The sequence below is a fragment of the Paraburkholderia heleia NBRC 101817 genome (assembly GCF_000739775.1).
GTDB classification, from domain to species: domain Bacteria; phylum Pseudomonadota; class Gammaproteobacteria; order Burkholderiales; family Burkholderiaceae; genus Paraburkholderia; species Paraburkholderia heleia.
Window position 1 is genome coordinate 130,935 of the sequence record NZ_BBJH01000027.1, and the last position, 26,139, is coordinate 157,073.

At 67.0% G+C, this 26,139-nt stretch carries 24 protein-coding genes; 18 read left to right on the top strand and 6 right to left on the bottom strand.

From position 1 onward, the window contains the following. The first annotated feature begins 2 nt into the window (after positions 1-2). The 11 genes from BHE01S_RS22795 to BHE01S_RS22845 all read left to right on the top strand — a co-directional run bounded on the left by BHE01S_RS22795 (position 3) and on the right by BHE01S_RS22845 (position 10,550). Positions 3-755, top strand: a complete 753-nt coding sequence (locus BHE01S_RS22795; protein WP_042267929.1) for a HisA/HisF-related TIM barrel protein — start codon at positions 3-5, stop codon at positions 753-755. 359 nt (positions 756-1,114) lie between these two features. Continuing rightward, the gene (locus BHE01S_RS22800) at positions 1,115-2,503 is read left to right on the top strand and encodes a molybdopterin-binding domain-containing protein (protein WP_042267930.1); all 1,389 of its coding nucleotides are present in this window, start codon (positions 1,115-1,117) and stop codon (positions 2,501-2,503) included. Next, a complete protein-coding gene (locus BHE01S_RS22805; protein WP_042267932.1) occupies positions 2,500-4,209 on the top strand; it encodes a formylmethanofuran dehydrogenase subunit A in 1,710 nt (569 codons plus the stop codon). Before BHE01S_RS22800 ends, BHE01S_RS22805 begins: the two co-directional genes overlap by 4 nt. 10 nt (positions 4,210-4,219) lie before the next feature. After that, positions 4,220-5,179, top strand: coding sequence for a formylmethanofuran--tetrahydromethanopterin N-formyltransferase (fhcD, locus tag BHE01S_RS22810; protein WP_042267933.1), 960 nt, complete (start codon positions 4,220-4,222; stop codon positions 5,177-5,179). Beyond that, positions 5,176-6,033 (top strand): formylmethanofuran dehydrogenase subunit C, encoded by an 858-nt coding sequence (locus BHE01S_RS22815; RefSeq protein ID WP_042267936.1) that lies wholly within the window; start codon positions 5,176-5,178, stop codon positions 6,031-6,033. Before fhcD ends, BHE01S_RS22815 begins: the two co-directional genes overlap by 4 nt. A 42-nt stretch (positions 6,034-6,075) precedes the next feature. Further along, a complete protein-coding gene (locus BHE01S_RS22820; protein ID WP_042267939.1) occupies positions 6,076-6,639 on the top strand; it encodes a cytochrome b in 564 nt (187 codons plus the stop codon). Beyond that, positions 6,636-7,556: a pyrroloquinoline quinone biosynthesis protein PqqB gene (pqqB, locus tag BHE01S_RS22825; RefSeq protein WP_042267940.1), complete on the top strand. Its 921-nt coding sequence runs from the start codon at positions 6,636-6,638 to the stop codon at positions 7,554-7,556. The genes BHE01S_RS22820 and pqqB overlap by 4 nt, the downstream gene beginning before the upstream one ends. A 70-nt stretch (positions 7,557-7,626) precedes the next feature. After that, complete coding sequence (gene pqqC / locus BHE01S_RS22830) at positions 7,627-8,373, top strand: pyrroloquinoline-quinone synthase PqqC (RefSeq protein WP_042267943.1); 747 nt, start codon at positions 7,627-7,629, stop codon at positions 8,371-8,373. Next, a complete protein-coding gene (gene pqqD, locus BHE01S_RS22835; RefSeq protein WP_042267945.1) occupies positions 8,370-8,660 on the top strand; it encodes a pyrroloquinoline quinone biosynthesis peptide chaperone PqqD in 291 nt (96 codons plus the stop codon). The genes pqqC and pqqD overlap by 4 nt, the downstream gene beginning before the upstream one ends. Before the next feature lie 4 nt (positions 8,661-8,664). Then, positions 8,665-9,885 carry a pyrroloquinoline quinone biosynthesis protein PqqE gene (gene pqqE, locus BHE01S_RS22840; protein ID WP_042267948.1) on the top strand — a complete coding sequence of 407 codons (1,221 nt, stop codon included), beginning with the start codon at positions 8,665-8,667 and terminating at the stop codon, positions 9,883-9,885. Positions 9,886-9,887: 2 nt separating this feature from the next. After that, entirely contained in the window at positions 9,888-10,550 is a 663-nt protein-coding gene (locus tag BHE01S_RS22845) for a response regulator (RefSeq protein WP_042267950.1), read from the top strand. Here BHE01S_RS22845 and BHE01S_RS22850 read toward each other — a convergent pair. After that, positions 10,520-11,590: a histidine kinase gene (locus BHE01S_RS22850; protein WP_042267952.1), complete on the bottom strand. Its 1,071-nt coding sequence runs from the start codon at positions 11,588-11,590 to the stop codon at positions 10,520-10,522. The two genes, BHE01S_RS22845 and BHE01S_RS22850, sit on opposite strands and share 31 nt — an antisense overlap. Before the next feature lie 220 nt (positions 11,591-11,810). Here BHE01S_RS22850 and BHE01S_RS22855 point away from each other — a divergent pair, with 220 nt between their 5' ends. Then, entirely contained in the window at positions 11,811-14,216 is a 2,406-nt protein-coding gene (locus tag BHE01S_RS22855; protein ID WP_042267954.1) for a TonB-dependent receptor, read from the top strand. A gap of 54 nt (positions 14,217-14,270) precedes the next feature. On the opposite strand, the gene BHE01S_RS22860 is transcribed toward BHE01S_RS22855, so the two are convergent. Beyond that, entirely contained in the window at positions 14,271-15,407 is a 1,137-nt protein-coding gene (locus BHE01S_RS22860; RefSeq protein ID WP_084069122.1) for a YVTN family beta-propeller repeat protein, read from the bottom strand. A 187-nt stretch (positions 15,408-15,594) separates the two neighbouring features. On the opposite strand from BHE01S_RS22860, the gene BHE01S_RS22865 reads away from it, so the two are divergent. The 6 genes from BHE01S_RS22865 to BHE01S_RS22890 all read left to right on the top strand — a co-directional run bounded on the left by BHE01S_RS22865 (position 15,595) and on the right by BHE01S_RS22890 (position 20,406). Next, complete coding sequence (locus BHE01S_RS22865) at positions 15,595-16,410, top strand: energy transducer TonB (protein WP_245639834.1); 816 nt, start codon at positions 15,595-15,597, stop codon at positions 16,408-16,410. A gap of 35 nt (positions 16,411-16,445) precedes the next feature. Beyond that, a complete protein-coding gene (locus BHE01S_RS22870; protein WP_042267959.1) occupies positions 16,446-17,246 on the top strand; it encodes a MotA/TolQ/ExbB proton channel family protein in 801 nt (266 codons plus the stop codon). Then, positions 17,237-17,656: an ExbD/TolR family protein gene (locus tag BHE01S_RS22875; protein ID WP_042267961.1), complete on the top strand. Its 420-nt coding sequence runs from the start codon at positions 17,237-17,239 to the stop codon at positions 17,654-17,656. Before BHE01S_RS22870 ends, BHE01S_RS22875 begins: the two co-directional genes overlap by 10 nt. Before the next feature lie 123 nt (positions 17,657-17,779). Then, a complete protein-coding gene (locus tag BHE01S_RS22880; RefSeq protein WP_042267963.1) occupies positions 17,780-18,544 on the top strand; it encodes an HAD family hydrolase in 765 nt (254 codons plus the stop codon). Continuing rightward, on the top strand, positions 18,541-19,245 hold the full coding sequence (gph, locus tag BHE01S_RS22885) for a phosphoglycolate phosphatase (RefSeq protein ID WP_245639835.1): 705 nt from the start codon (positions 18,541-18,543) through the stop codon (positions 19,243-19,245). The genes BHE01S_RS22880 and gph overlap by 4 nt, the downstream gene beginning before the upstream one ends. A gap of 150 nt (positions 19,246-19,395) precedes the next feature. Continuing rightward, positions 19,396-20,406: an alpha/beta fold hydrolase gene (locus BHE01S_RS22890; protein ID WP_084069124.1), complete on the top strand. Its 1,011-nt coding sequence runs from the start codon at positions 19,396-19,398 to the stop codon at positions 20,404-20,406. 740 nt (positions 20,407-21,146) lie between these two features. On the opposite strand, the gene tssJ is transcribed toward BHE01S_RS22890, so the two are convergent. The 4 genes from tssJ to tssA all read right to left on the bottom strand — a co-directional run. Then, positions 21,147-21,665 (bottom strand): type VI secretion system lipoprotein TssJ, encoded by a 519-nt coding sequence (tssJ, locus tag BHE01S_RS22895; RefSeq protein ID WP_157025573.1) that lies wholly within the window; start codon positions 21,663-21,665, stop codon positions 21,147-21,149. After that, complete coding sequence (gene tssG / locus BHE01S_RS22900; RefSeq protein WP_042267966.1) at positions 21,665-22,786, bottom strand: type VI secretion system baseplate subunit TssG; 1,122 nt, start codon at positions 22,784-22,786, stop codon at positions 21,665-21,667. Before tssG ends, tssJ begins: the two co-directional genes overlap by 1 nt. Beyond that, positions 22,783-24,597, bottom strand: a complete 1,815-nt coding sequence (gene tssF / locus BHE01S_RS22905; protein ID WP_042267968.1) for a type VI secretion system baseplate subunit TssF — start codon at positions 24,595-24,597, stop codon at positions 22,783-22,785. Before tssF ends, tssG begins: the two co-directional genes overlap by 4 nt. Before the next feature lie 8 nt (positions 24,598-24,605). Next, on the bottom strand, positions 24,606-26,139 hold a 1,534-nt coding region (gene tssA, locus BHE01S_RS22910), incomplete at its 5' end, for a type VI secretion system protein TssA (RefSeq protein WP_042267969.1).

Sequence of the window (26,139 nt, forward strand, 5' to 3'; positions counted from 1 at the left end):
TCATGCAGGTGATACCGGTTCTCGATCTGCTCGACGGTCACGTCGTGCGCGCGGTGCGCGGCGAACGCACCCACTACCTGCCCATCCGCTCTGCGCTCGCGGCCACCAGCGAGCCGCTTCCCGTGGCCCGCGCGCTCCTTGCCGCAAGCGGCGCGCGCACGCTCTATATCGCCGACCTCGGCGCGATTCTCCAGCGCGGCGCCCATGTCGAAACGCTCGCCGCACTGCGCGCCGCGCTGCCCGGCACCGACATCTGGCTCGACGCGGGTTACGCCGATTACACGTCGATGCAGGCGCTGTTCGAGCGTATCGACCAGCACGGCAAGCACGGCCGGCACGGCCACACGCGAGCACGCGATCTCGCCGCGCTCGTGCCGGTGTTCGGCACCGAGTCGCTGCGCGACCCGCAGGCGCTGCGCCACGCCGAAGCCGCCCGTCTCGCCCCGGTCCTCTCGCTCGATCATCGCGCCGGCCAGCGCCTCGCCGCGGGCAGCGTCGAACTCGCGCCCGCGGCGTGGCCTGGCCGCGTCATCGCCATGACGCTCGACCAGGTCGGCAGCTACGACGGCCCCGACCTCGCCACGTTCGAACGCCTGCGTGCCGAAGCCCCCGCACAGACCACCGTGATCGGCGCCGGCGGCATTCGCCATGGCGACGACCTGGCGGCGGCAGCCCGCGCGGGCGCGGCGGCGTGGCTCGTGGCGTCGGCGTTGCATGACGGCCGCATCGATGCGCCGCTCGCCGGTTGTGCGTAGCAAAACTATACAAATTCCATGCCAATCGCCGGGCTCCATGCCGGTGTAAGCCTTTAGCAAGACGCTGTGACACTCTGCTCCAGAACGGCACACATGCTGTGTGGCGTGCAACACCCGGCGCCACGCACGGCCACGTAAAAGGCCGCGCTTGCCGATCCCGGGTAAGCGCGGCGATGGCCCACTGAGCATTCTCCAGGCGGCGCCGCTGGGCCCCAGGCGTGCCGCGAGTTCGCGCCGCACGAATCGCCGTTTGGCGTGCGATCGACATGAGCTGCGCCGCCAACCGCATACCACGCACGGCACGCCGGGGGCGTTGCGCTGACACCCAGTTTCGGCATGGAGCTTGCTTGAATGGGCCCATGCATTGCTCGCCCACCGCTCCCTCGCTCACCGGCTCATCTGATGCGGCCAGCCGCGCCTTCGCGCCCATTACGCGGGACTGGACCTGCCCGTTCTGTGCGCTGCTGTGCGACGACCTGATGGTCGAGTCGCTTGACGGCGCCACGCTTGCCGCGCCCGGCACCGACTGCCCGCGTCTCGCGCAAGCGCTCGCGGGCTACAGCGCCAGTGACGCGCACTGCCGCAGCAGCGTGGACGCGAGCGACGCCGATCTCGACGCCGCGCTCGCGCACGCGGCGCAGATTCTCGCCACGGCCCGGCGCCCGCTGTTCGGCGGGCTCGCTACCGACGTGGCGGGGGCACGCGCGCTCTACGCGCTCGCCGCGCAGTGCGGCGCGATCCTCGATCACCTGCACGGCGATGCGCTCGGCGCCGCCACGCTCGCGCTGCAGGATCGCGGGGCGTTCTTCACGACGCTCTCGGAAGTGCGCACCCGCGCGGACCTGGCGGTGTTTTTCGGTTGCCAGCCGTCACAGCGTTACCCGCGTTTCTACGCGCGCACGCTGGCCGGCGGGGAAATGGCGCGCGAGCTGGTGTTCGTCGGCTGCCCACCCGACCCGGCGGCGCAAGGGCTCGCGAATACGCGCGTCGAAGCGATCCTGCCCGGCGCCGATCCGTTCGATACGCTCGCGCTCTGGTCCGCGCTCAGCGAAGGGCGCGCGCCCGGCGCGTTGGGCGGCGCGGCCGGCAGTTCCGACAACCACGCCGCCTTGATGCTCGCCGCCTTGCAGGCGCGCATCGCCGCAGCCCGATACAGCGTGGTCGTGTACGAGCCGGCTGCGCTGCCCGCCCCTCATGCCGCGCTGCTCATCGAAGCCTTGCACCGTATCGTGAAAGCAGCCAATCGCACGGTCCGTGCGGGCTGTCTCGCGCTGGGCGGCGACGACGGCGCGCTCGCCGTGAGCCAGGCCGTGACGTGGCTCTCGGGCCTGCCGCTGCGCACGCACGTGGTCGCGCCCGGACGCATGGAAGGCACGCCGCCTCTGGATCACAACCCCTGGCGGTATCGCACCGAGCGTCTCCTTGCCGGCGGCGAGGTCGACGCGTTGCTGTGGATTGCGAGCTTCGCGCCGAAAGCGGCGCTGCCCGATGCGCCCCCGTCTATTCCCACGATCGTGCTGGGCCATCCGGCGCTCGCGCAAGCCGTCAGGTCGCACGGCGGCCCTGCCGTGTTCATTCCGGTCGCCACGCCCGGCATCGACAGCGGCGGGCATCTCTTTCGCACTGACGGTCCGGTCGTCACACCGCTCGTGGCCGCGCGCCGCGCGCCGCTGCCCACGGTTGCGGCCATCGCGGCGCAACTCGGCGAAAGGCTGCATGCGAAGCTACCCCCCCAGGAGCGGCCATGAGTCTCGTGCGGCTCAAGGGCGGCACGCTCTACGACCCCGCCAATGGCGTGAACGGCGAGCGCCGCGACCTCGCGTTTCGCGACGGCCGCATCGTCGACGTCCCCGCCACCATGCCCGCCGAGCGCGAATACGACGCCACCGGCATGATCGTGATGGCGGGCGGCATCGACATGCATTCGCATATCGGCGGCGGCAAGACCAATCTCTCGCGGCTGTTGCTGCCCGAGGATCATCGCGACGACCGCGTGCGCGAGCGAGCCGGCGACCCGGTACGCGACGCCAGCGGGCACTATCTGCGGCTGCCCTCGTGCGGCGTGTGCGCGCCGGGCACGCTCGCCACCGGCTACCGCTACGCGGAGATGGGCTACACGGCGGCGTTCGAGCCCGCCATGATGCCTTCCAACGCGCGCCACACGCACCTGGAAATGGGCGACACGCCGATCATCGATCACGGCGCCTACGTGATGCTCGGCAACGACGAACTGTTCCTGCGCCTGCTCGCCGCGCGCGACGACTACGCGCGCCTGCGCGACTACGTGGGCTGGACGATCCACGCGAGCAAGGCGCTCGGCGTGAAGGTGGTCAACCCAGGCGGCATTTCGGCTTTCAAGTTCAACCAGCGCTCGCTCGATGTGGACGAGCCGCATGTGCAATACGGCGTCACGCCGCGCGACGTGCTGTTCACGCTCTCCCGCGCGCTGACCGACCTGCGCGTGCCGCATCCGCTGCACGTGCATGCGAGCAATCTCGGCGTGCCGGGCAATATCGATTCGACGATCGCCACCATGGACGCCGCCGACGGTCTGCCGATCCACCTCACGCACATCCAGTTCCATAGCTACGGCACCGAGGGCCCGCAGCGGTTTTCCTCGGGCGCGCAGCGCATTGCCGAAGCCGTGAATGCGCGGCCGAACGTGTCGATCGACGTGGGGCAGATCATTTTCGGGCAAACCGTCACGGCCTCGGGTGACACCATGATGCAGTTCCGCAACACCCCGCTCGCCCGGCCGCACAAGTGGGTCGTGGGCGACATCGAGTGCGACGCGGGCTGCGGCGTGGTGCCGTTTCGCTATCGTGAGCAGAGCTACGTGAATGCGCTGCAATGGATCATCGGGCTGGAAATCTTCCTGCTGGTGGACGACCCGTGGCGCGTGGCCATGACGACCGATCATCCCAATGGCGGCCCGTTCACGAGCTATCCGCATCTCATCCGTCTGCTGATGGACAAGACCTTCCGCGACGAGCAGCTCGCGCGACTGAACCCCGACGCCCAGGTGGCGAGCGCGCTGCCGCAACTGCAACGCGAGTTCTCGCTCTACGAGATCGCGATCATCACGCGCGCGGGGCCGGCGCGCCTGCTCGGCCTGCATGATCGCGGGCATCTCGGCGCGGGCGCGGCGGCCGACATCGCCGTCTATCGCGACGAAGCGGACCGCGAGCGCATGTTCACCTCGCCCGCCTATGTGTTCAAGGACGGCGAGCTGGTCGTGCGCGACGGCGCGCTCGTTGCCACACCCACGGGCGGCATTCACTACGTCGCGCCCGAGTTCGACCGCGGCATCGAAAAGACGCTGCGTGCCTATAGCGAAGCCAACCTCGCGAGCAACTTCGCCCACGCCGCCATCAGCGACGACGAGGTGTGCAGTTGCTGCCGCGGCGGCCGGCTGCTGCCCGTCGCATGCCTGTCGCGCTCCCCACAGAGCTGAACCGACCACGATGAGCGACCCGGCCACCTTGCTGATCAACGGCACCCTGATCGACGCCACCTTCGCGGAAGCGTTTCCGATGAAGGCGACGCGGCTCGTCATCACCGCGCACACGCCGGCGTGGGTCATGCATGCGGCGCACTCGCTCACGGGCTTCGCGACCTCGGTGATCGGCTGCGGCTGCGAGGCCGGGGTGGAGTGCGCGCTCGCACCGGACCAGACACCGGACGGGCGGCCGGGGGTCTCGGTGCTGCTGTTCGCGGTGTCGTCGAAGGAACTGGCCAAACAGATCGGCCGGCGCGTCGGGCAATGCGTGCTCACCTGCCCCACGAGCGCCGTGTATGGCGGCATCGATCCCGAAACGAGCCAGGCGCCGCTCTCCGATCGCGCGCCGCTAGGTAGCGGCCTGCGCTTTTTCGGCGACGGCTGGCAGATCTCGAAGCTGCTCGGCGGCACGCGCTACTGGCGCGTGCCCGTGATGGACGGCGAGTTCGTGTGCGAAGAGGCGACGCAGACCGTGAAGGCCGTGGGCGGCGGCAACCTCATCCTGCTCGCGCGCGACGTCGACGCGGCGCTTGCCGCCGCCGAAGCCGCGGTGGCCGCCATGCGCATGCTGCCCAACGTCATCATGCCGTTCCCGGGCGGCGTGGTGCGCTCCGGTTCGAAAGTCGGCTCGAAATACAAAGGGGCCAGCGCTTCCACCAACGACGCGTTCTGCCCGACGCTCGTGGGCCTCTCCGCACGCAGCGAACTGAGCGCGGACGTGGGCTGCGTACTCGAAGTCGTGATCGACGGGCTCACCGACGCCGACGTGAGCGCCGCCATGCGCGCCGGCATCGGCGCGGCTGCGGGGCTCGGCGAGCCTGCGGGCGTGCTGCGCATTTCGGCAGGCAATTACGGCGGCAAGCTCGGGCCTTACCACTTCCATCTGCACAGCCTCGCGCAAGGGCTCGAAGGAGGCCGCGCATGAGCCACGTCACCACTTTGCGCGTAAAGACGGCGCCCGGCGTGCGCGTCGACGCCGGCGCCTTGCTGCCCGTGCCGCTCGCGACGCTTTCGGTGGCCGAAATCGAGCGTCTGGCGCTGCCCGCTGGCAACGCACGCTGCGTGGTGGGCGACATGTTCGCGGTGTCGCGCGCGGCGAGCGCCGGCGCAAACGACGACGACGCCACGCTCGTGATCGACGGCGACGCGCCCTGGCTCGACCACGTCGGCGCGCACATGACGCACGGGCATCTGATCGTGCACGGCACGACCGGCGAAGCGAGCGGCTTCCGGATGGCGGGCGGCACCTTGCAGATCGACGGCGACGCAGGCCACTTCACGGCATGCGAGATGCGCGGCGGACGGCTGACCGTGCGCGGCCACAGCGGCGACTTCGCGGCCGGGGCGCGCGCGGGCGAGATGGAAGGCATGACGGGCGGCACGCTGACGATATACGGCAACACCGGCGCGCGGCTCGCCGATCGCATGCGCCGCGGCCTCGTGCTGGTGGGCGGCGACGCGGGCGAGTTCGCGGCCTCGCGGCTCGTGGCCGGCACCGTGGCCGTGGCCGGACGGCTGGGCGCGCACTACGCGTACGGTATGCGGCGCGGCACATTGTTGCTTGCGCAACGACCGGAACGCCTGCCGCCGACGTTCAAAGAAGGCGGACGCGGTTTCGACGTCTTTTGGACGCTGCTGGTGCGCAGCCTCGCCAGTGAGGCGAGCGAGACTGCGCCATTTTCACAGTGGCGCGCGACACGCCCGCCCGCGCTGCCGATGCGCTACACGGGCGACCTCGCGGTTGACGGACGCGGAGAAATACTGCTCGTCGGCCACTAGATCCGGCTTTGCCAGAAACGCAGTACAACGAAGGAGACACGCATGACCCTCGCGCATTCCCGCCCGGCGCAACGCTCCGAAGCGAGCGCGCCGCGCTACGCCGGATCGATGATCGCGCTGCACTGGCTGATTGCGTTCGGCATCATCGGGCTGCTCGCGCTCGGTCTCTACATGGTCGGCCTACCCAAAGGGCTGCCGCTCAAGGCAACGCTCATCAATCTGCACAAGTCGATCGGACTGACGGTTTTCCTGCTCGTGCTTCTACGCATCATGGCGCGCGCGGCGCACAAGCCGCCGCCCATGCCGCCGATGCGTGCGTGGCAACGCGCCGCCGCGCGCACTACGCAGGGCCTTTTATATGTGGCCATGGTCGCGATGCCGCTCACCGGTTATCTCGGCTCATCGTTCAACCGCTATGGCACGCGGTTCTGGGGCATCGCGCTGCCGAAATGGGGCTGGGACGACGCCGCCTTGCGCGAGCGTTTTTTCGGGCTGCACGAAGCGATCGCGTGGGTGCTGATCGCGTTGATCGCGCTGCACGTGGCCGGCGCGCTCAAGCATCAGTGGGTCGATCGCGACAATCTCCTTGCAAGGATGCTGCCATGAAGATCAAGGTGCTCGGCTCGGCCGCGGGCGGCGGCTTTCCACAATGGAACTGCAACTGCCGCAACTGCGACGGCGTGCGGCGCGGCACGCTCAAAGCCACCCGCCGCACGCAGTCGTCGATTGCCGTGAGCGCGAACGGCGAGGACTGGCTGCTCGTCAACGCGTCACCCGATCTGCTCGCGCAAATCGCGGCGCACCCGGAGCTGCAACCGGCGCGCCGCGCGCGAGACAGCGGCATTGCGGCCGTACTCGTGATCGACGCACAGATCGATCACGTCACCGGCCTCCTGATGCTGCGCGAGCGCGACACGCCCTTGCCGCTGTATGCCACCGACGCTGTCTGGCAAGACCTCACGAGCGGCTTTCCCGTCGCGACCATGCTCTCGCATTATTGCGGCGTGGAGCACCGCCGCATTGCGCTCGATGGCGCGCCGCTCGCCATGGCGGGACTCGAAGGCGTGCAGATCGAGGCGCTGCCGCTGTCGAGCAAGGCGCCGCCCTATTCGCCGCATCGCCACGCGCCCGAGCGCGGCGACAACATCGGGCTTGTCATCACGAACCCGAAAACGGGCAAGCGCGCGTTCTACGCGCCGGGGTTAGGCGAGGTCGAAAACCACGTGCTCGCGGCCATGCGGGAGGCGGATCTGCTGCTCGTGGACGGCACGATGTGGACCGGCGACGAAATGATCCGCCTCGGGCTTTCGAAGAAAACCGCGGCGGAGATGGGACACCTGCCGCAAAGCGGCGAAGGCGGCATGATCGACGTGCTCGCTTCGCTTGGCGCACGCGACGCCCGCAAGGTGCTCATTCATATCAACAACACCAATCCGATACTTGTCGAAGACAGCCCGGAGCGCCGGGTGCTGGGCGAGCATGGGATCGAAGTTGCCAGTGACGGCATGAGTTTCGAACTTTGAGGCGCGCGCAAGACGAAGCAATATCGTTCGCCATGCGAAGTGTTTGATGAGACAACAAAGCGGAGACGACATGAACGCAGCAGACATCCTGCGCGAGGCAACACCGCGCGCAGCGCAGGCCGGCAACGATAGCGAGGCCTGGACGCGCGAAACCTTCGAAGCCCGCCTGCGCGCGAAAGGCACCGCGTATCACATTCACCACCCGTTCAACGTGAAGATGAACAGCGGCGGCTGTTCGCGCGAGCAGATTCGCGGCTGGGTGGCCAACCGCTTCTACTACCAGATCAACATTCCGCTCAAGGACGCCGCCGTGCTGTCCAATTGCCCCGATCGCGAGACGCGCCGCCGCTGGGTGCTGCGCATTCTCGACCACGACGGCTACGGCGAGGAAGAAGGCGGCATCGAAACGTGGGCGCGGCTCGCCGACGCGGTTGGCCTCTCGCGCGACGACCTCTGGTCGCTCAAGCTCGTCACGCCCGGCGTGCGTTTCGCCGTGGACGCCTACGTGAATTTCGCGCGCCGCGCGCCGTGGCAGGAAGCGGTTTGCTCGTCGCTCACGGAAATGTTCGCGCCTCAGGTGCATCGCGACCGGCTCGCCAGCTGGCCCGAACACTATCCGTGGATCGATCCCGCCGGACTCGCGTATTTCCGTTCGCGCATCACCCTCGCCCAACGCGACGTGCAGCACGGGCTCGAAGTCACCCTCGCGCATTTCGTGCGCCGCGAGCAGCAGGAACGCGCGCTCGAGATCCTGCAGTTCAAGCTCGACATTCTGTGGACCATGCTGGACTCGATCGAGAAGGCCTTTCCGCTATGAACGCCCAGTCAAGCCCCGAAGACGCATTGCCGGCACTGACGCGGCCCACGCTCAGCAAGCGCTTTCGCCTGCAATGGGAACCCGCGCAGAATGCGCACGTGCTGCTCTATCCGGAAGGCATGGTGCAACTTAACCCGAGCGCGGCGCAAATCCTCCTGCGTTGCGACGGCACGCGCGAGATGCACGCGCTGATCGCCGACCTGGAGCGCGCGTTCGACACAGCCGGCATCGGCCCGGAAGTGCGCGCGTTCGTGAGCCACGCGCAAGAGCGCGGCTGGCTGGAGTGAAGCGATGACGGATCTCTCGCATCCCGCCGCCGCAGCGGCGCCCCGGGCAGCCGCGCCGGTCACCCCGCCTCCGCTCTGGCTGCTTGCGGAACTGACTTACCGGTGCCCGCTCCACTGCGCGTTCTGCTACAACCCGCTCGACTACACGGCGCACAACCAGGAGCTGGACACGGAGCAATGGCTCGGCGTGCTGCGCGAAGCCCGCGCGCTGGGGGCGGCGCAACTCGGTTTTTCGGGCGGGGAGCCGCTGGTGCGCGACGACCTCGAAGTGCTCGCGGAGGAAGCCCACAAGCTCGGCTTCTACACGAACCTCATCACCTCCGGCGTGGGTCTCACCGACCAGCGGCTCGGCGCGCTCAAGGACGCGGGCCTCGACCATATCCAGCTTTCGTTTCAGGACTCCACCCAGGCGCTCAACGACTTCCTCAGCAGCACGCGCACCTTCGAACTCAAGCAGCGCGTGGCCGCCGCGATCAAGCGCCACGGCTTTCCGATGGTGCTCAACTGCGTGCTGCATCGCTACAACCTGCCCCACGTCGACAAGATCATCGACATGGCGCTCGCCATGGGCGCGGAGTATCTGGAGCTGGCGAACACGCAGTACTACGGCTGGGCCCACCACAACCAGGCGCAGCTAATGCCCACGCGCGAGCAGCTCGACGAGGCCGAAGCCGTGGTGGAACGCTATCGTCGCACGCACGGCGCGCGCTGCCGCATCTTCTTCGTCGTGCCCGACTACTTCGAACGCCGCCCGAAGCGTTGCATGAACGGCTGGGGCGCGGTGTTTCTCGGCGTGGCGCCCGACGGCGCGGCGCTGCCCTGCCACGCGGCGCGCAGCTTGCCGGGACTCGTGCTGCCGAACGTGCGGGACATGTCGCTGCGCGAGATCTGGTACGACAGCGACGCGTTTTCTCGCTTTCGCGGTCTCGACTGGATGAAGGAGCCGTGCCGCAGTTGCAGCGAAAAGGAGCACGACCTGGGCGGCTGCCGCTGCCAGGCGTATCTGCTCACGGGCGACGCGGCCAACGCCGATCCGGTTTGCGACAAGTCGCCTTCGCACGAGGCGGTGGTGAAGGTGGTGAATGCCGCACAGTTGCAGCACGCGGCCTCGCCAGCCGAACCGCACGAGCAACCCATCCTGTTTCGCAACGACGCCAATTCGCGCCGGCTGGCCGCCGCCCCCTCGGGCAACGAGCCGCAAGGGCGCTGCCATTTGGAAGGTTGACCATGACAGCCGGAGACATCAACGTTCTGCTCGTCGACGATCATGCGGTGGTGCGTGAAGGGTATCGCCGCCTGCTCGAACTGGCTACGGATGTGCGCGTATGCGGAGAAGCGGCCGACGCCGCCCAGGCCTATCAGCGCTTTTGCGCGCTGCGCCCGGACGTCGTCGTGATGGACGTGTCGTTGCCGGGCGCGAGCGGCATCGAAGCGATGCGGCGCATGCTCGCACGGGAGCCCGACGCGCGCGTGCTGATTTTCAGCGTGCACGAGGAAGCGATCTTCGTGCGCCGCGCGCTCGACGCCGGCGCGCTCGGCTACGTGACCAAGGCCAGCGCCCCAGACGTGCTGATGGAAGCCGTGCGCACCATCGCGCGGCGCGTGAGCTACCTGAGCCCCGACATTTCGCAGGCGCTCGCGCTGCGCAACGCGTTCAGCGAAGGGCCGCCCGGGCGGCAATTGTCGGCGCGCGAGTTCGAGGTGCTGCGCCTGCTCGTGCAGGGCTACACGCTCGTGAGCATCGCCGAAAAGCTCGGGCTCAGCCAGAAGACCGTGGCCAATCACCAGTCGGTGATCCGGCAGAAGTTCGGTGCGGACAACGGCGTGCAGCTCGCGCAGATGGCGAGCCGCCTGGGCCTTCAGTTCACGGGCTCGGCCAGCCCCGCCTGAGCGGGCACGCGCGCGCAGATCAGAAAACCGCCGGCCGGCTTGCTGGCCACGTGGAATTCGCCGCCTAGCGCTTCCACGCGCTCGCGCATGCCGATGAGGCCGAGCCCGCGGCGCGGCTTTTCCAGGTCGACGCCGGGCCCATCGTCGGCCAGCGTGACGACGATTTCGTCGATGCGCTCGGCGCGCGTTCCGTTTTTCCGTCCTTGCGCGGCGTTCTCCCGCATTTCGCGCGGCGCACGTACCATGAACACCTCCACGCGCGAGGCCGGTGCGAACTTCGAGACATTCGTGAGCCCTTCCTGCACCAGCCGGTAGAGCGTGATTGTGAGCGCGTCGCTCAGACCCGTGAAATCGCCTTCGATCGTGAGCTGGAACGAGGCGTCCGGCAAGCGCTCGCGCCAGCCGTCGATGCAATGTTCGAGCGCGCTCGGCAAGCCGAATTCATCGAGACCGATGGGACGCAGCCGCCGGATCATGCCGCCGATCTGCCGGTACACATGGCTCGCGCTCTGCATGAGCGCCACCGCGATACGCTGAATCTCCGGCTCGCGCCGCTCGGCAAGATCGCGAATGCGCGCCGCGTCGAGCGAGATCGCGTTCAGGTACTGGCCCAGTTCGTCGTGCAACTCCCGCGCCAGATGGCGGCGCTCCCGCTCCTGCGCCTGTAACGCCTGGTTGGCGAGCCGCCGGTTGTCGGCGAGCAGGCGCTCGGCCTCATCTTCCAGCGCACGCCGATGGCCAAGCTCGCGGCGCGCTTCGCGATACCGCCGCCAGGCGAACCACGCGAGGCCCACGCAAAGCACGCATAGCGTGGCCGGCAATTCGTCGATCTGAAAGCGCTCGAGGCCGCGCGTCCAGCGATAAAGGCGCTCGCTGAAATCGAACGTTTCGCCGAGCACCCCGGCGAGCACCGTGAACGCGAGCACCCACGCAAGGTCACGCCATACCGTCGAATGCGGCGGCACGGGTCGCGCGGCGGAGTGCGCCGTGGTTCGCACGCTGGTGGGCGTGGAAGGAGGGGGTTGGAGTTCGCTTGCCATCGCTTTGCATTCTACTCACGCCACACATGCAACAAGGATGCCGCGACGCGCTCAGGAAGCTTTCCCTGTCATTTCGGGAAAAGGTCCCGGGCCACGCGCCGCGCCGTATGCGAAGCTTTACACACACTGCAAGGAAGCGCCACGTGTATCACAACGCGGCAGCGCTCACGCCGATAGTGTCGCTCGCACCGATAAGACCGATAAAGCCGGAGATACGACCATGAGCATGCGATTGCGCGCGCGGCGCGTAAAACGCTTGACCTCCGTGCCGGGCGAGGCAAGCTGGAAACGCTTGCCGAACTGGCCGCGCCGCGCGGGCATCACGCTCGGCTTCGGCAGCGCGCTGGCGAGCCTGTCGGTCGCCGCCTGGGCGCAGACGACGCCCGCCGTGGCAGCCTCCGGGACCTCCGCAGCGCCCGTTGCCGAAGCGGTGCCTGCCGTTGGCGCCACGCGGCCCGTAACCAACCTCTCGCCCATTGTCGTGGTCGGCACTACGCCGCTGCTCGGCATCGGCACGCCGCTCACGCTCGTGCCCGCCAACGTGCAGACCGTGCACGCGCAGGATCTCGAGCGGCAGCATCGCAGCACGCTCACCGAATATTTCGAGCGCAATCTGCCGAGCGTCGACATCAACGACGCCCAGGGCAACCCGTATCAGGTCAACGTGAACTATCGCGGCTTCACGGCGTCGCCGGTGCTCGGCACGCCGCAGGGCATCTCCGTGTTTCTCGACGGCGTGCGCGTGAACGAGCCCTTCGGCGACGTGGTGAACTGGGATCTGGTGCCTCAGCAGGCCATCGACACGATCCAGCTCATTCCCGGTTCGAATCCGACCTACGGGCTCAACACACTAGGCGGCGCGCTCGTGATCACCACGAAAAACGGCAAGACGAGCCCCGGCGGCGAGGCCGAGGTAGGGCTGGGCTCATGGGGCCGCAAGACCGCGCAGATCGAACAGGGCGGCACCATCGGCCAGAATCTGGACTACTACGTAACGGGCACCGCGACCAACGACAACGGCTGGGCGCAGGAGAATGCGAGCCGCGTGCGCCAGGGCTTCGGCAAGCTTCGCTACACCGACGCCGACACCACGCTCTCGCTCTCGGCAGGCGGCGCGGACAACAGCCTGTACGGCACGCAGACCATTCCACGGTCCTTTCTCGACAATCGCAAGCAGCCCTATACGTATCCCGACCTGAACGAAAACAGCGCGGCGTTCGTCACGCTATCGGGCGACCACTACATTAGCGACAACGTGGAATTGAGCGGCAATGCGTATTACCGCCATTTTCGCAACCGCAACGTGAGCAGCAACACCAACCCCAACTACGGCGAAACGGGTGACGACGGCACCATCGACACCACGCAGGCCACCAATGAGGAATCCATCGTTTCAACGGACAGCTATGGCGCGAGCCTGCAGCTCACGCTGCTCGGCAAGCTCGCGGGCATGGAGAACCAGTTCGTCGCGGGCGTGTCCGCGGACATCGCGAACTCCAGCTACGCGCAGTCGTCGCAGGCCGCGTACTTCACGCCTTCGCGGGCAACCGTCGGCATCGGCGACTTCGAGCAGGAGACCGCGGCCAACACCCACAACTCCAGTTACGGTATTTACTTTCAGGACACCTTGTCGCTCACGAAGCAATGGTCGATCATGCTGGCCGGCCGCTACAACTGGGCGAGCGCCACCATTGGCGACGCGAGCGGCACGCAGCCGCAACTCGACGGGCACCACACGTTCTCGCGCTTCAATCCAGCGGTCGGCATCAACTGGAACCCGAGCCCGGCGCTCACGACCTATGCGACCTACAACGAAGGCATGCGCTCGCCAACGGCCATCGAGCTCGCGTGCGCCGACCCTTCCGCGCCCTGCTCGCTGCCCAACGACTTCGTCTCGGACCCGGACCTGCAGCCGGTGATCTCGAAGACCTTCGAAGTGGGCGCGCGCGGACGCATCGGCGCTTCGACGACATGGAGCGCCGCCGTCTACAACACGACGCTCGACAACGACATCCAGTTCATCAGCAGCAATGGTGCCACGAGCAATCAGGGTTACTTCCAGAACGTGGGGCGCACGCGCCGCAAGGGCTTCGAATTATCGGGTCACTCGCAGTTCGGCCCGGTGGCCGTGACGGCGAGCTACAGCTATGTAAGCGCGACTTACCGGTCGAGCTGGACGGAAAACAGCCCGAGCAACTCCAGCGCGGACGCGCAGGGCAACATCACCGTCAAATCCGGCGACCGCATTCCCGGCATTCCCGCGAACACGGTCAAGCTGCGTCTCGACTACACGCCCATGCCGAACTGGAATATCGGCACCAACCTCACCTGGCGCGGCAGCATCTACGCGCAAGGCGACGAAAACAACCAGGACGTGAACGGCAAGATCTCCGGCTATTTCCTGATCGATCTCGACACCACCTGGCAGGTCACGAAGCAGCTTCAACTGTGGGCCAACATCACGAATCTGCTCGACAAGCGTTACGCCACGTTCGGTGCGCTCGGCGAAAACTTCTTCAATGGTCCTAACCATACGTTTGACGGCAGCAACCCGACCAACGAACAGTTCATCGGGCCGGGCGCGCCGCGCGGTTTCTGGGTGGGCCTGCGCTATGCGTGGAAATGAATGCGGCCGGCGGGGCCGGCGCGCATCGGTGCGATATGACGTGAGGCGCCGCAATCAGCGCGATTCGATCGAGCCGTCGCTATGCGGCCAGGTCACGATGCCCCACGCGAGCGGCAGGTCGCCGATCTGCTTGATCGGCTGGTAGCTCTGTGCGTCGAGCACGTAGACGGCGTCGGAGCGCCCGCAAGCCACCAGCAGCTTCGCGCCGTCGGGCGTGAAGCTGAAGTGCCAGCAGCGCTGGCCGACCGGCACGTCGGCGACATGCTCGTAGCTGCGGCCGTCGAAGACCTGGACCGTTTTGTCACGCGCCGCGGCGATGAAAAGACGTCGGCCTTCGGGGCCGAACGCCACGCCGTAGGGGCCGAGTTTGGTATCGACGGTCTTAAGGACCTCGAAGGTATGCGCGTCGAGCACGACGAACTTGCTGAGCGATTCGAGCGTGACCACGTAGGCCTTGCCGTCCGGCGAGAGGCGAATGCCGCGCGGGCGCCCGCCCGCCACGAGCTTCACCGTCCGGATCGGCGCACCCGTCTGCGCGTGATAGACCGACACCGTGTCATCGCCTTCGTTGGTGACGAGCATCGTCTTGCCGTCGCGCGAGAACTCGATGCCTTCGGTTTCGTGGCCGCTCGTGACCGAGCGCACCACGCGCCACGTTTTCATGTCCACGATGGCGATTTCCGCGGGCGGCTGGCTGGCGTCGTCATCGGCGCCGGGCTTGCCGCCCGGCTTCTTGTCCGCCTGCGGCGCGGCCCCGGCGGCCGGCGGCGGGCCGCCTTCCTCGCTGGGCTCGTAGGTCACATAGGCGAAGCCGTTGTGCACGCGCACATATTCGGGGTTCTTGCCGATCTTCACGCGCTGCACGACGTCCCCCGTGGCCGTATCGATCACCGAGAGATCGCCGGTGTTCTTGTTGGCCACGAGCAGGCGCGTGCCGTCCGCATTCAGGCTCAGGCCGCGCGGGCCCGCCGCGCCCACGGGGAATGTTTTGGTGAGCGTCATCTGCGTGAGGTCGATCACGCCGACGCCGGCCTTTTCGCTCGTCACGTACGCCGTCGGTGCGGAGGTCGCGGCGGCGGCTGTGAATGTCAGCGCGGCCGCCGTGGCGCATGCGCCAAACGCCACGGTGAGAAAACGCCGGGGCCGGCGCGCAAACGCGGGGGGGACGATACGTAACGGCGTCTCCTGCATGGTGGTCTGCTCCGTAATGAATTCCCTGCGCGGCAAACCCGCGCAGCATGCAAGCAAAGTAGCCCATCGCGGGATTGTTTGGCAACGGACTGCGGTCGGGAGATTTTCCCGAATTCACGCCAAAAGGCCCGCGGACGTTCTCAGCCGCCGCACCGAGAGGGACAATGCCTGCGGAGGTGGCCAACCCGTGGCTTCGACCCTGATGCGGCAGCTTGCTTCGACGACGACCGGATGGAGCGCGGGCGCGACGGACAGCACGCGCGCAACGCGCGACAAGACGCGCGCCCGCCGGATCGCCGCGACGCTGGGCGTCGTGATGGCCGCACACGCCGGCCTCCTCGCGTGGGTGTTGACGGCCCGCGAGCGCACCGTCGAGCGCGCAGTCGAAGCGCCATTGATCGTGGCGACATTGTTAACCGAGGCGCCCGATGCGGCCAAACCGGCGCCCGCGGCGCGTGCGCTGCCTCCCGCGCCTCCCGCGCCCGGCGCGCCGCGCAATCGACCCGCACCGCACGCCAGCGCGGCGCACAGCAACGCTCGACAACCTCTGCCACGCATGCCGATAACGCCTGCAGCTCCCGCCACGCCCCCGGCCGCTTTGCCGCCCCAGGCGCCGGCCACGTCTCCCGCGCCTGCGCCGATGTCCCCCGCATCCGCGTCGCCCACCCCGTCCGACGCGCCCGCGGCGACCGCGGCCGCCCACGCCACGCCCGCGTCGAGCGCGCCCAAAACCGTCTCGCACGTCGATTGCAATATCCCCGCCCCCGACTATCCCGAAGCATCGAAGCGGCGTGGCGAAAGCGGCACGTCGGTCGTTCGCTTCGTCGTCGGTCTGAGCGGGAAAATCGAATCCGTTCAACTGCAAAGGAGCAGCGGCTATACGCGGCTCGACGAAGCCGCGCTCGCCGCGATTGAGGGCGGCACGTGCCAGACGTATCGCGAGAACGGCGAGCCCGTGCGCGCGGCCTACGCGCAATCTTTCGTGTTCGGCTTGAGCAACTAGGGCCGATCCCGTCACCGGAGCAAAGGAAAGCGATCATGCAACACTACGGCCTCGCGAATGTCTGGGAAAACGGCGACTTCGTCACGCGCGGCATTCTCGGCGCGCTCTTGCTGATGTCGATCCTTTCCTGGACCGTCATGCTTTTCAAGCTGTGGGCCTTCATGCGCATCCGCCACGTGAGCGCACGCACCGAAGCGCAGTTCTGGCGCGCGCCCACGTTCGCCGAGGCGCTATCGAATCTGCAGGACCAGGCAGGCCACGCACCGGCCGCGGCCGCGCGTGACAACCCGCTCCTCGCACTTGCGCTGGCCGGCGCCGAGGCCGCGCAGCATCGCCGGACGCAAGCGCATCCGCATGACCGCGGCGAGCTATCGGAATGGATCACGCGCCGCCTGCAGCACGTCATGGACGAGACCTTGGCGCGCATGCAAAGCGGACTCGCGATGCTGGCGTCGATCGGCAGCACCGCGCCGTTCGTGGGACTCTTCGGCACCGTCTGGGGCATTTATCATGCGCTGATCCTGATCGGCGAAACGGGCCAGACCTCGATTGACCACGTAGCGGGACCCGTTGGCGAGTCGCTCATCATGACGGCCTTCGGCCTGTTCGTGGCGATTCCGGCAGTGCTCGGCTACAACGCGCTCACGCGCGCGAACAAGACGGTCGCCACGCGGCTCAAGGGCTTCGCGCATGGCCTGCACGCCTGCTTCGCGAGCGGCGCGCCCTGGCCGGCGAGCGCGAGCCCCGATGCGCGTGGCGCGGCCCGCGGCTCGAGCGGCCCGCTCGCCGCGAACGCCAGCGCAACCGCTCACGACGGAGCCCCAGGATGGCAATGACGCCCTTCTCCGACGATGAAACCGCGCCGATGAGCGAAATCAACATGACGCCGCTCGTCGACGTCATGTTGGTACTCCTGATCATCTTTCTCGTCACCATTCCGGCAATGCAGCACGCCGTGAAAATCGATCTGCCGCGTGCGAGCAGCCGGCCCGAGGTCGTGAAGCCCGCGCACCTGGACGTGTCCGTGCGGGCGGACGGTTCGCTGCTCTGGAACGACAAGTTTGTGACCGACGTCGAATTGCGCGCGAAGATCGCCGGCGCGGCTCGCGAGAAGCCGCAGCCCGAGCTGCGTTTGCGCGCCGACCGCACGGTGCCTTACGAGCGCGTGGCCGACGTGATGTCGGCTGCGCAAGCCGGCGGCCTTGCGAAAATCGCCTTCGTGACCGAACCCCGCGCGAGGCCATGACGCCCCGACCACTTGGCCCGGCGCGCTTAAAGCATGCTTTAGCGAGACTCAAAGAATCATTGAATTCAGCCCCTCCAGGGATTTCGTTATCGTGACGTCATGCGCCACTGCGAGGAGCGGACCATGGAGGCCCTGATATTCGACGTCGACGGCACGCTGGCCGATACCGAAAGCGCCCATCTGCAGGCATTCAATGCCGCCTTCGCCGAGGTCGGGCTCGACTGGTACTGGGACGAGGCGCTCTATACGCGGCTCCTGAAAGTCGCGGGCGGCAAGGAGCGCCTGCTGCACTACTGGCACGTGGCCGATCTCGAATGCGCGGACGGCGCGTGCATCCACGACGTGATCGACGCCGTGCACGCGGTGAAAACCCGCCACTACGCCGCGCGCGTGGGCGACGGCGGCTTGCCGTTGCGTCCGGGCATTGCGCGTCTCATAGCCGAAGCCGAGGCCGCCTGCATTCCCGTGGCGATCGCCACGACCACGACTCCGGCCAATCTCGACGCGCTGCTGCGCGCGCCGCTCGGCCGCGACTGGCGCATGCGCTTTGCCGCCATCGCCGACGCGGACACGACCCAGGTGAAAAAGCCCGCTCCCGACGTCTACCTCGACGTGCTCCGCCAGCTTGGCGTGCAAGCCGCGAACTGCATTGCCTTCGAAGACTCGGCAAACGGCCTGCACGCCGCGCGCGCGGCCGGCGTGCCCACTATCGTGACGCCGACCGCATACACGGCGCACGAGACCTTTGAAGGCGCGCTCGCGGTGCTCCCGCACCTGGGCGATCCGCACGCGCCGGTCCCCTCGCCGGTGGCGGGCGAAGCGCCGGGATGGGTGGATCTCGTCACCCTGCGCCGCTGGCATCGCCACACGCTGGCCGGGACCGCATGATGATGCGCCCGCCTTCGTTGCCGGACGGCGAACCGGTCCGCGCCGTGCTCCTCGATCTCGACGGCACGATGGTCGACACGGCGCCCGATATCGCGGAAGCGGTTGGCCGCATGCTCGCCGCTTTCGACACGCCTCGCTTGCCGCTCGCGACGATCCGCGATTTGATCGGCGGCGGCGTAGCTCCGCTCGTCCGTCGCGCGGTGGCGCTTGCTGGCCTGCGCACTGACATCGACGCCACGCGCGCGCTCACGCTGTTTGAACACCACTACGCGGCCACCAATGGCCGCTACGGCAAGGTCTATCCGCACGTGCTCGCCGGTCTCGATGCGTTGCGGCGACGCGGATGCCGGCTCGCCTGCGTGACGAACAAGCCCGCAGCGCTCGCGGCGCCCCTGCTCGAAATGACGGGGCTCGCCGGCTATCTCGACGGGCTGGTCGCGGGCGACACGCTCCCCAGCAAGAAACCCGCGCCCGAGCCGCTGTGGCACGCGTGCCGGGGGCTGCGCGCAACGTCGCGGCAGACGGTGCTGGTCGGCGATTCGGCCGTCGATGTCGCTGCGGCCCGGGCGGCCGGCGTGCCGGTATTCATCGTCGACTATGGCTATGCCGGACCAGGCGGCGCGGGGGCGCTGCAGGGCGACGCGCTGATCGGGTCGCTTGCCGAAGTCCCACGGTTGCTCGCCGCGCGTGTGGCGACGTGATCGTATGGACGGCCCGATGACATTCGGGCCCTTGCATTTGCCACGAGGATCGCATCGAGGCGCTATATTCACCCAGCGGCGGCGGTGAAGACCGCTTTCCATTCAGGCCGCCTTCCGATCCGCCGACGAGACCTCAGGAGTGGCGCATTCATGAGCAAACGCTTTGCCGGCCGGCCATCTTCGGGCGAACCGCCGCGCCAGCAACACCTGCGCAGAGACGGCCACTCGATCGCCTTCACTGTCGCCGGCGCGGGCGCGGCGACAGCAGTCGTCGTGCTGCATGGCGGCCCCGGCAGCGGCAGCCAGCCCGGCATGTTGGCCCTGTTCGATCTGACGACAACACGCGTCGTCATGGTCGATCAGCGCGGCGCCGGAAATTCGTCGCCTCGCGGCGGGCTGCGGACCAATCGCACGGATCGTCTAGTCGGCGACCTGGAAGCGATCCGTCGCGCGCTCGGCATCACGCGCTGGAGCGTCGTCGGCGGCTCGTGGGGGGCGGCACTGGCGCTCGCGTACGCGGGGCGGCATCCGGCAAGCGTGCGAGGGGTCGTTCTACGCGGGCTCTTTCTCACCTCGCACCACGAAATTCGGCGTCTCTTCGTCACCTCGCGCCGCCGCGCGCCTCGCGCCTGGCGGCGCCTGAGCGCGGCCGCCGGATGTGCCAGCCCGGGCGCTTTGCTGGCAGGCTGCGCGCGACGCCTGCAGCCGGGCGCGGCCTACGCACGACAACGCGAAGTCGCGCTCGCGTGGCGCGCGTATGAGGACGCCCTGCTCGCTTCGTTCCGGCCCGGGCGCGCCGGCAGATCGCGACCGCCTCGCGCAGATGCGCCGAAGGTGGTGCGCACGCTGATCGCGAAGTACAGGATTCAGGCGCATTACCTGATGCACGACTGCTGGCTGGGCGAGCGCCGCTTACTCGCACTGGCGCGTGCCGCCGAGCAAGCGGGCGTGCCGATCCATGCCGTTCACGGGCTGCGCGACCCGGTGTGCCCGGTCCGCAATGTCGAGCGGCTGGCACGGGCAGCGCCGTCCGCGCGCATCGCTCGCGTACCCGGCGGCCATGTCGCCAGTTGTCCGGCACTGAAGCGCGGATTATTGCGGGCGATCCAGGCCATGCTCGCCAGCGCCGCCCACGAGAACGGCGCTTCTCAGCCGGATTGAGCGACCGCCGCCGGGAGGCTGCCTGAACCGCCTGGCGTGGCTCCCGGGCGCACGCGTCGGGCTGCAGGCGGCCAACGCGCATCCCGCATCGCAGGGCCCGCACTGACGTTTGCGTCGGTGTCGGTGTCGGTGTCGGTGTCGGTGTCGGTGTCGGTGTCGGTGTCGGTGTCACTGTCGCAGACGCGCCCCGGACGACACTTCAAACGCGCCGCGTCACGCCACGCTCGCTAGCCGCGTGCGTCGAGTAAACCAGAGGATTTTTAGCGGAGCGGAAACGGCGCAATGAGGGGTTCAGGGCCACGGCGAACGAGCCGCTTCCGCTCCGCTAAAATTCCTTGAACTAAGCCGCTCCGCTGTCGGTGACTATGGGAATTGATTCGGTGCAGCGCTGGTTGTGACCGTCGAATGTGGGAAGGGAGTCGAGGGCAAGAGCGGCTGGATGCACGATGAAGCAGGCACGTCCTGGCATGACGGTCTTCACGCGGCCCAGGCCGCAGGAGGAAAGCGCATAGCAACCGCAGTGGACATGCGTGTTGCGCGGACCCGCAGCATTTGCCGGGTTCGGCGCCCACGAGGAGTTGCGTTCGCGCCTCATTGCTGGTGGGGCGGTGCCCGCGGCGGCGCGCCAGGTCGAAGGTATTCGCCGCAGACCATGTGGCCGCGTTTGCAGACCGGACAGTCGCGCAGTGAACGGGGCCACGCAATTCCGGGTGATATGGACGATCATCATGTGCAAGAATTCATTTTGATGATTCACCACCCGCAAGCAGTAGCTGATCCACCATTTCAAGCTTCAGTGGCTTGTTTGCGTCGAGTTTCTTTTTCTCGATAACATATTTCCACCCGTTGCCCGTACCCGGATTCCGGTAGAAAGCGACGATGGCAACGTACTTCGAGTCGGCCTTCATGGGTTGCGACAGGCTTGCGGAGGCGCCCGGGTTCAGTACGGTTGCCATGCTGTCCTGCAGGTCCTGTGCAAGCAGGGTGCGATCGTTTTTCAGAAGATCGTCATACGACGCCCCGTCGAAGAGCTTGCGATCCTTGAGCTGGTAGATACGCACCGCGACCGAGGTCGCGCGCCCGGCATCGTCCGGATTCAGTGCTTCCCGTGCGGACAGATCGACATTGAGCACCTTGACCTGCTTGAAGAAAACGGCGTGGTAGGCGCTCGACGTCGTGTCGGAAACAGACTGCCACGCGCCGCAGGCCGAGAGCAGCAAGGCGGAAGCAACGGTAGTAATGGCCAGACGGATAAACATCAACGGGTCCTCGGTTCCGCGTGTTGCGGGCTCAGGTATGGATTGGGCGGTGGTGCAGGAAAGGCTTCACGCACACCGAGTGGAATGGTGATCATGCGCTCCTCGTCGGCGGGCAGCACGGTCGTCCATCCGAGTCGCGGCGCGGGGCCCGCAGGAGCGATCCCGATCGTCGGGACCGGGGCAAGGCGCGACGAAACCTCCATGCGAAGATGAACGTCAGCCTTGACGCCGACGTACAGCTGGACGAACGCCATGAGTTCGCGATGCAGCCATGCACCGGGGAGCAGGTCGTGCGCATGCTGCGCATTGTCGGGGCGCAGCGTAGCCCGCACGGCCCGGCTGCGATAGGCGAGCCGTCTGCCGAGCACATAACCACTGCCAAGCCCCCGCCTCGGCCCTTCTCCCGGTTGCGTGGCTGTGGAGTGCGACGTCAGCGGCTGCGGTTTGCCGGTCCCAGTAAGGGCGGGAAAAAATTCGTCGGCACGCACGTCCACTCCTGGCACGGCCAGCGCGATTACACCCGCGAGACCTTCGGCCGTACGGGTCTTCAGGTTCAGCAGGCCCAGCAGCGCGAGCATCCGGGAATCCGGCACCCCGGCGCGCTCGGGCTTCCTGCCCCAGCCAAACCCCACCAGGCACAGCAGGTAGCGCGAATGCGCGTCGCTCCCTCCCGGCCGGAAGCTTTCCGGGTAGCGGTACTTTTTCCAGGCGCGGTACAGCAGCGTGACGATGCGGTGATTGAAGCGGTCGAGAAAAGCTTCGACCGCCTCGTGCCCTTCTTCGCGCAGGACGATATCGTCGATCATGTGCGGCGGCACCGCCGAATCGACGCCATACAGGCCCATGAATGTCGTACGCACTATTGGAGGCATTTGCGGCCTGTAGTCATCCGATGCGTCACCGAATTCGACTCTGGCGACTTCACCTGCGGGAAACCCGACGCGCGGCCACGAGCCAAAACGCACAGGCTCATGCTCTGGCGTGTCGCGCGAGCCGAATTCCGGACGTTCTGGCGCACGCACCTCGAGCAGGCGGCACAACTGCATGAAGCTCATCCGGGGGGCACGTGCGAGCAGGGACGCGACGAGCGGCTCGACGTTAGGGAGATCGTGCGGTTTCATAGCGGAGCGCGTTGTGCCTTGCTGCGCGGCCAGACCGTACGGGTCTGCGACGGCAAGCTCACGATCGAGAGCTTCGTGAACAGGTTGATTTCCGCGTATGCCGCAAAGAAGCGATGCAGCAGTTCGCCAAACAGCATCAGGTCGCCCTCACCGGCGAACGCCTGCGAATCGAGCGTCACCTCAATGAGCACCCCCCGCTCGACGGAACCACCCGACACCTCTTCGAGCAGTTCCTGCGACACCCAGAGAATGCCGGCCAGACGCCGCGCGTTAAGCTCATCATCAGTCCAGTCGTAGAGCGCGAGTGCGCCACGCAGCACCTCTGCATCCATCATCGAAAGGAAGTTCGGGGCAAGATGTGACAGCACGCGCCACTGGAACCGGTCGCCCGTGGGCGGATAAAGCGGTAACGTCGGTGCGACGAGATTGCGCACCCACGTCACGTTCGGCGTGCTCTCAGCGAGTTCGCTGAGGTTTGCCTCGCGCAGTCCCTTGCGCGGCAGCATCCCGTTGGTCCCCGTGACACGCAGCGACAGGCTTTCTTCCGGCAGCGTTTCCCTGGTCTCCCACGCGTGGCCGCCCAGGATCACCCAGGTCTCGTGAAGCCCCGCCATGCCGGGGCGCACGCGCGCATGGAAATACCGTTCCGGCGCTTCGTGGCGAAGCATGCCACCGCGATGCCGGAACGTGGCGAACGGCACATACTCGTAGCGCTCGGCAGTGTCGTGATCGAACGTCCCGATCGCGTCGACCGAATAGGTTTCGACGTGCTCGCCCTGATGGCCCGCCGGCACGACGCGATACTCCGTTTCGTGATGATTGATCTCGATGGGTTCGGCATCGAGTTCGAACAGGTTGATCACCGGCGAGCAGAACAGCCTCACATTGTCCTTGCTGAAATGCTGGTCCGACGGGTAAGCCGTTTTCAGGACAAGTTCAAGCTCGAATCGGGTCGTTCCCGCCGGAAGCTTCGCGACGTCGAGCCCGCACAGGTCAATGAAGAGGAATTTCTCGCGAAATGAAAAGTACTCCAGCAGAAGCTGGTAGCCCGAGAACGCTGCGTCCGCCTTGGGCCACAATCGCTCTTCGGTCGAAAATCCCGCGGGCTCGATCGTGATACCGGCCAGCGGCACAGCCTCGCCGTCGCGCACCTCCGGAATGCGCCACAGGACCGAATCGACCTGACGTGTGAGCGCAAGGTGCATGGCGAACGCGACCGGCAGATCGGCATTCAGGTGCAGGCGCAAGCGCGACAGATCGGTTTCCTCGCGCCGGGCCGAATGATGCAGCTCGAAGGCGAGACGAATCACCGAGCGGCCATCGTGGCGCACGGTCGGTCCTGCGTGCGTAATGGAAAGTGGCTGAAGCTGCACGGCCTGCGTGGTCCGGTACAGGCACTGTACGGTCTTCGGCGTCGTGCCTTCGGCGCCCGATGGCGGCGGAACGCTGATGGGCGCAGAACGGACGGGCACACCCGCAGGCACCACCTCGGTTCGCTGGAGCTTTTCCCGTAGCGGGATCAGTTCGACGACCGAAAGTGACGGAATCATGCGCAGATAGTGAGGCCACAGCAGGCTCACGAGCCCTTCGGTGAGTTCCGGCAACTCGTCGTCGAGCTTCTGCTGAAGGCGCCCCGTCAGAAAGGCGAAGCCCTCGTGGAGTCGCTCGACATACGGATCGCGGTCACCCACGCGATCGAGGTTGAGCAGGCGTGCGCGGTCGGGATGCGCCTTGGCGAATTCCTTGCCGGATTCGCTGAGGTAGCGCATCTCGGCTTCGTAATAGCGCAGGATCGTGTCGTCTTTTTTCATTCGGTCTTTTATGGGAGAGTTAATGCACGTGCTGGATCGAGCACGGTCAGTTCCGCCTGCAACTCACCGATGCGGCGCGCGAGCGCCGCTTTGTCAGCATCCTTGCGATTGCTCATCGCCTTGAACGCCCGGGTTAGCTGCTGCTTGACTTCGAATACCAGTGCCGGCTCCCAGCGCGTGAGCGGCAGGGAGCGTGCGGCCGCATCGAGATCGCTAAGCAGTGCGAATGCCGTATCGGGACGGCCCGCATGGTCGGCCAGGCGCGCCATGACGAGTCGTTGCAGGTAGCGATGGCGATCTGTTTTCATGCCCGGCAGCGCTTCGAGCCAGGTAAAGGCCGCCTCGATACCATCGCGTCCGGCCAGGTCTCTCGCCTGCGCTTCAATCTCGGGCCAGTCGCCGGCGCTCCCGTCTTCGCTATCGGCTGAAACCGGCAGTGGCGCCACGCTCTCGCCTGCCTCCAGATCCCGCACGACCGCATGCCGGGCAATCCATTCGAGCGTTGAATCGTCGGCGAAGGGCGTGCCGTCGTTGAACGACAGGCGCTCGATGCCCGGCAGACGCTCGAGAAAGAGCGCAAAGTCGGCGCGCAGCAGTTCGCGCCATGCGCTGTACGGCGCGCCTACGTGGTCAAGCGCGACGTGCTGGAAGCACTGCAGGTCGAACCAGAGGTGATTGACACCCTCCATGAACGCGCCCTCGACACGTTCCAGCAATTCGTGCCACTGCTTCTGCAGTACCAGCCGTTTCATTTGCGCGCGCAGTTCCGCGCGCGGTGCCACAAGCCGTGTATGTGATCCGGCGTCAGATGGAGGCACCTCGTGCAACGTGTCCCAGCGCACGCTGCGCACGAGTCGCACCGATGAAAGATAGCCGTTCTCCTGATCACGCAGCCACATGGCCATCGTGCGAGCCTGCTCGAGCAGATCACGCGTCGAGGCAATCGACCCCGACGACGTACTCGCCGTGACTGGCAATGCCGCCTGGGCGGAATCCGCTGCGCCGCCACCAGCGATACGGTCCTTGCGCTCGAACCTTGAAACCAGCGGTTGCAGGTTCGGACGCGCGGCTTCGGTCCATCCGCCGGTCAGCGTGACTAGTACGTCGAGCGCGGCAAGCGCGCGTTCAAGGTCCGCCGGCGCGAACTCGCCGCGGCTCTCGAGCAGTTCCAGCACGCGCGTGGTTGCCAGCATCTCGAGCGCGCCTTTTTTCGCTTCTGGACGCGCTGGCAGCACGGCCTCTCCGAACCGGTCGACGAGTGCTGCGGATAGCTCCAATCCGTCGGCAAAGCCGGCTGGCCCATCCTGGCGCAGCCGCGCGAACGCATAGTAGCCAGCAAGACGCAGATCCTTGCCGGTCTCTTTCAGAAGCTGCTCGCAGGAACGGACGATCAGGCCGTCGTCGATACCCGAGAGCTTGCCTGCCTCGTCCTTGAGCGTGAAAAACGCATCCTCGTAACCGGGGTCGCGGCCAACGCCCCCTTCACCCGGGAGCGGCAGCAGCCACGATCCCCACGCATCGAGGCGTGCTCGTGTGAGTTCA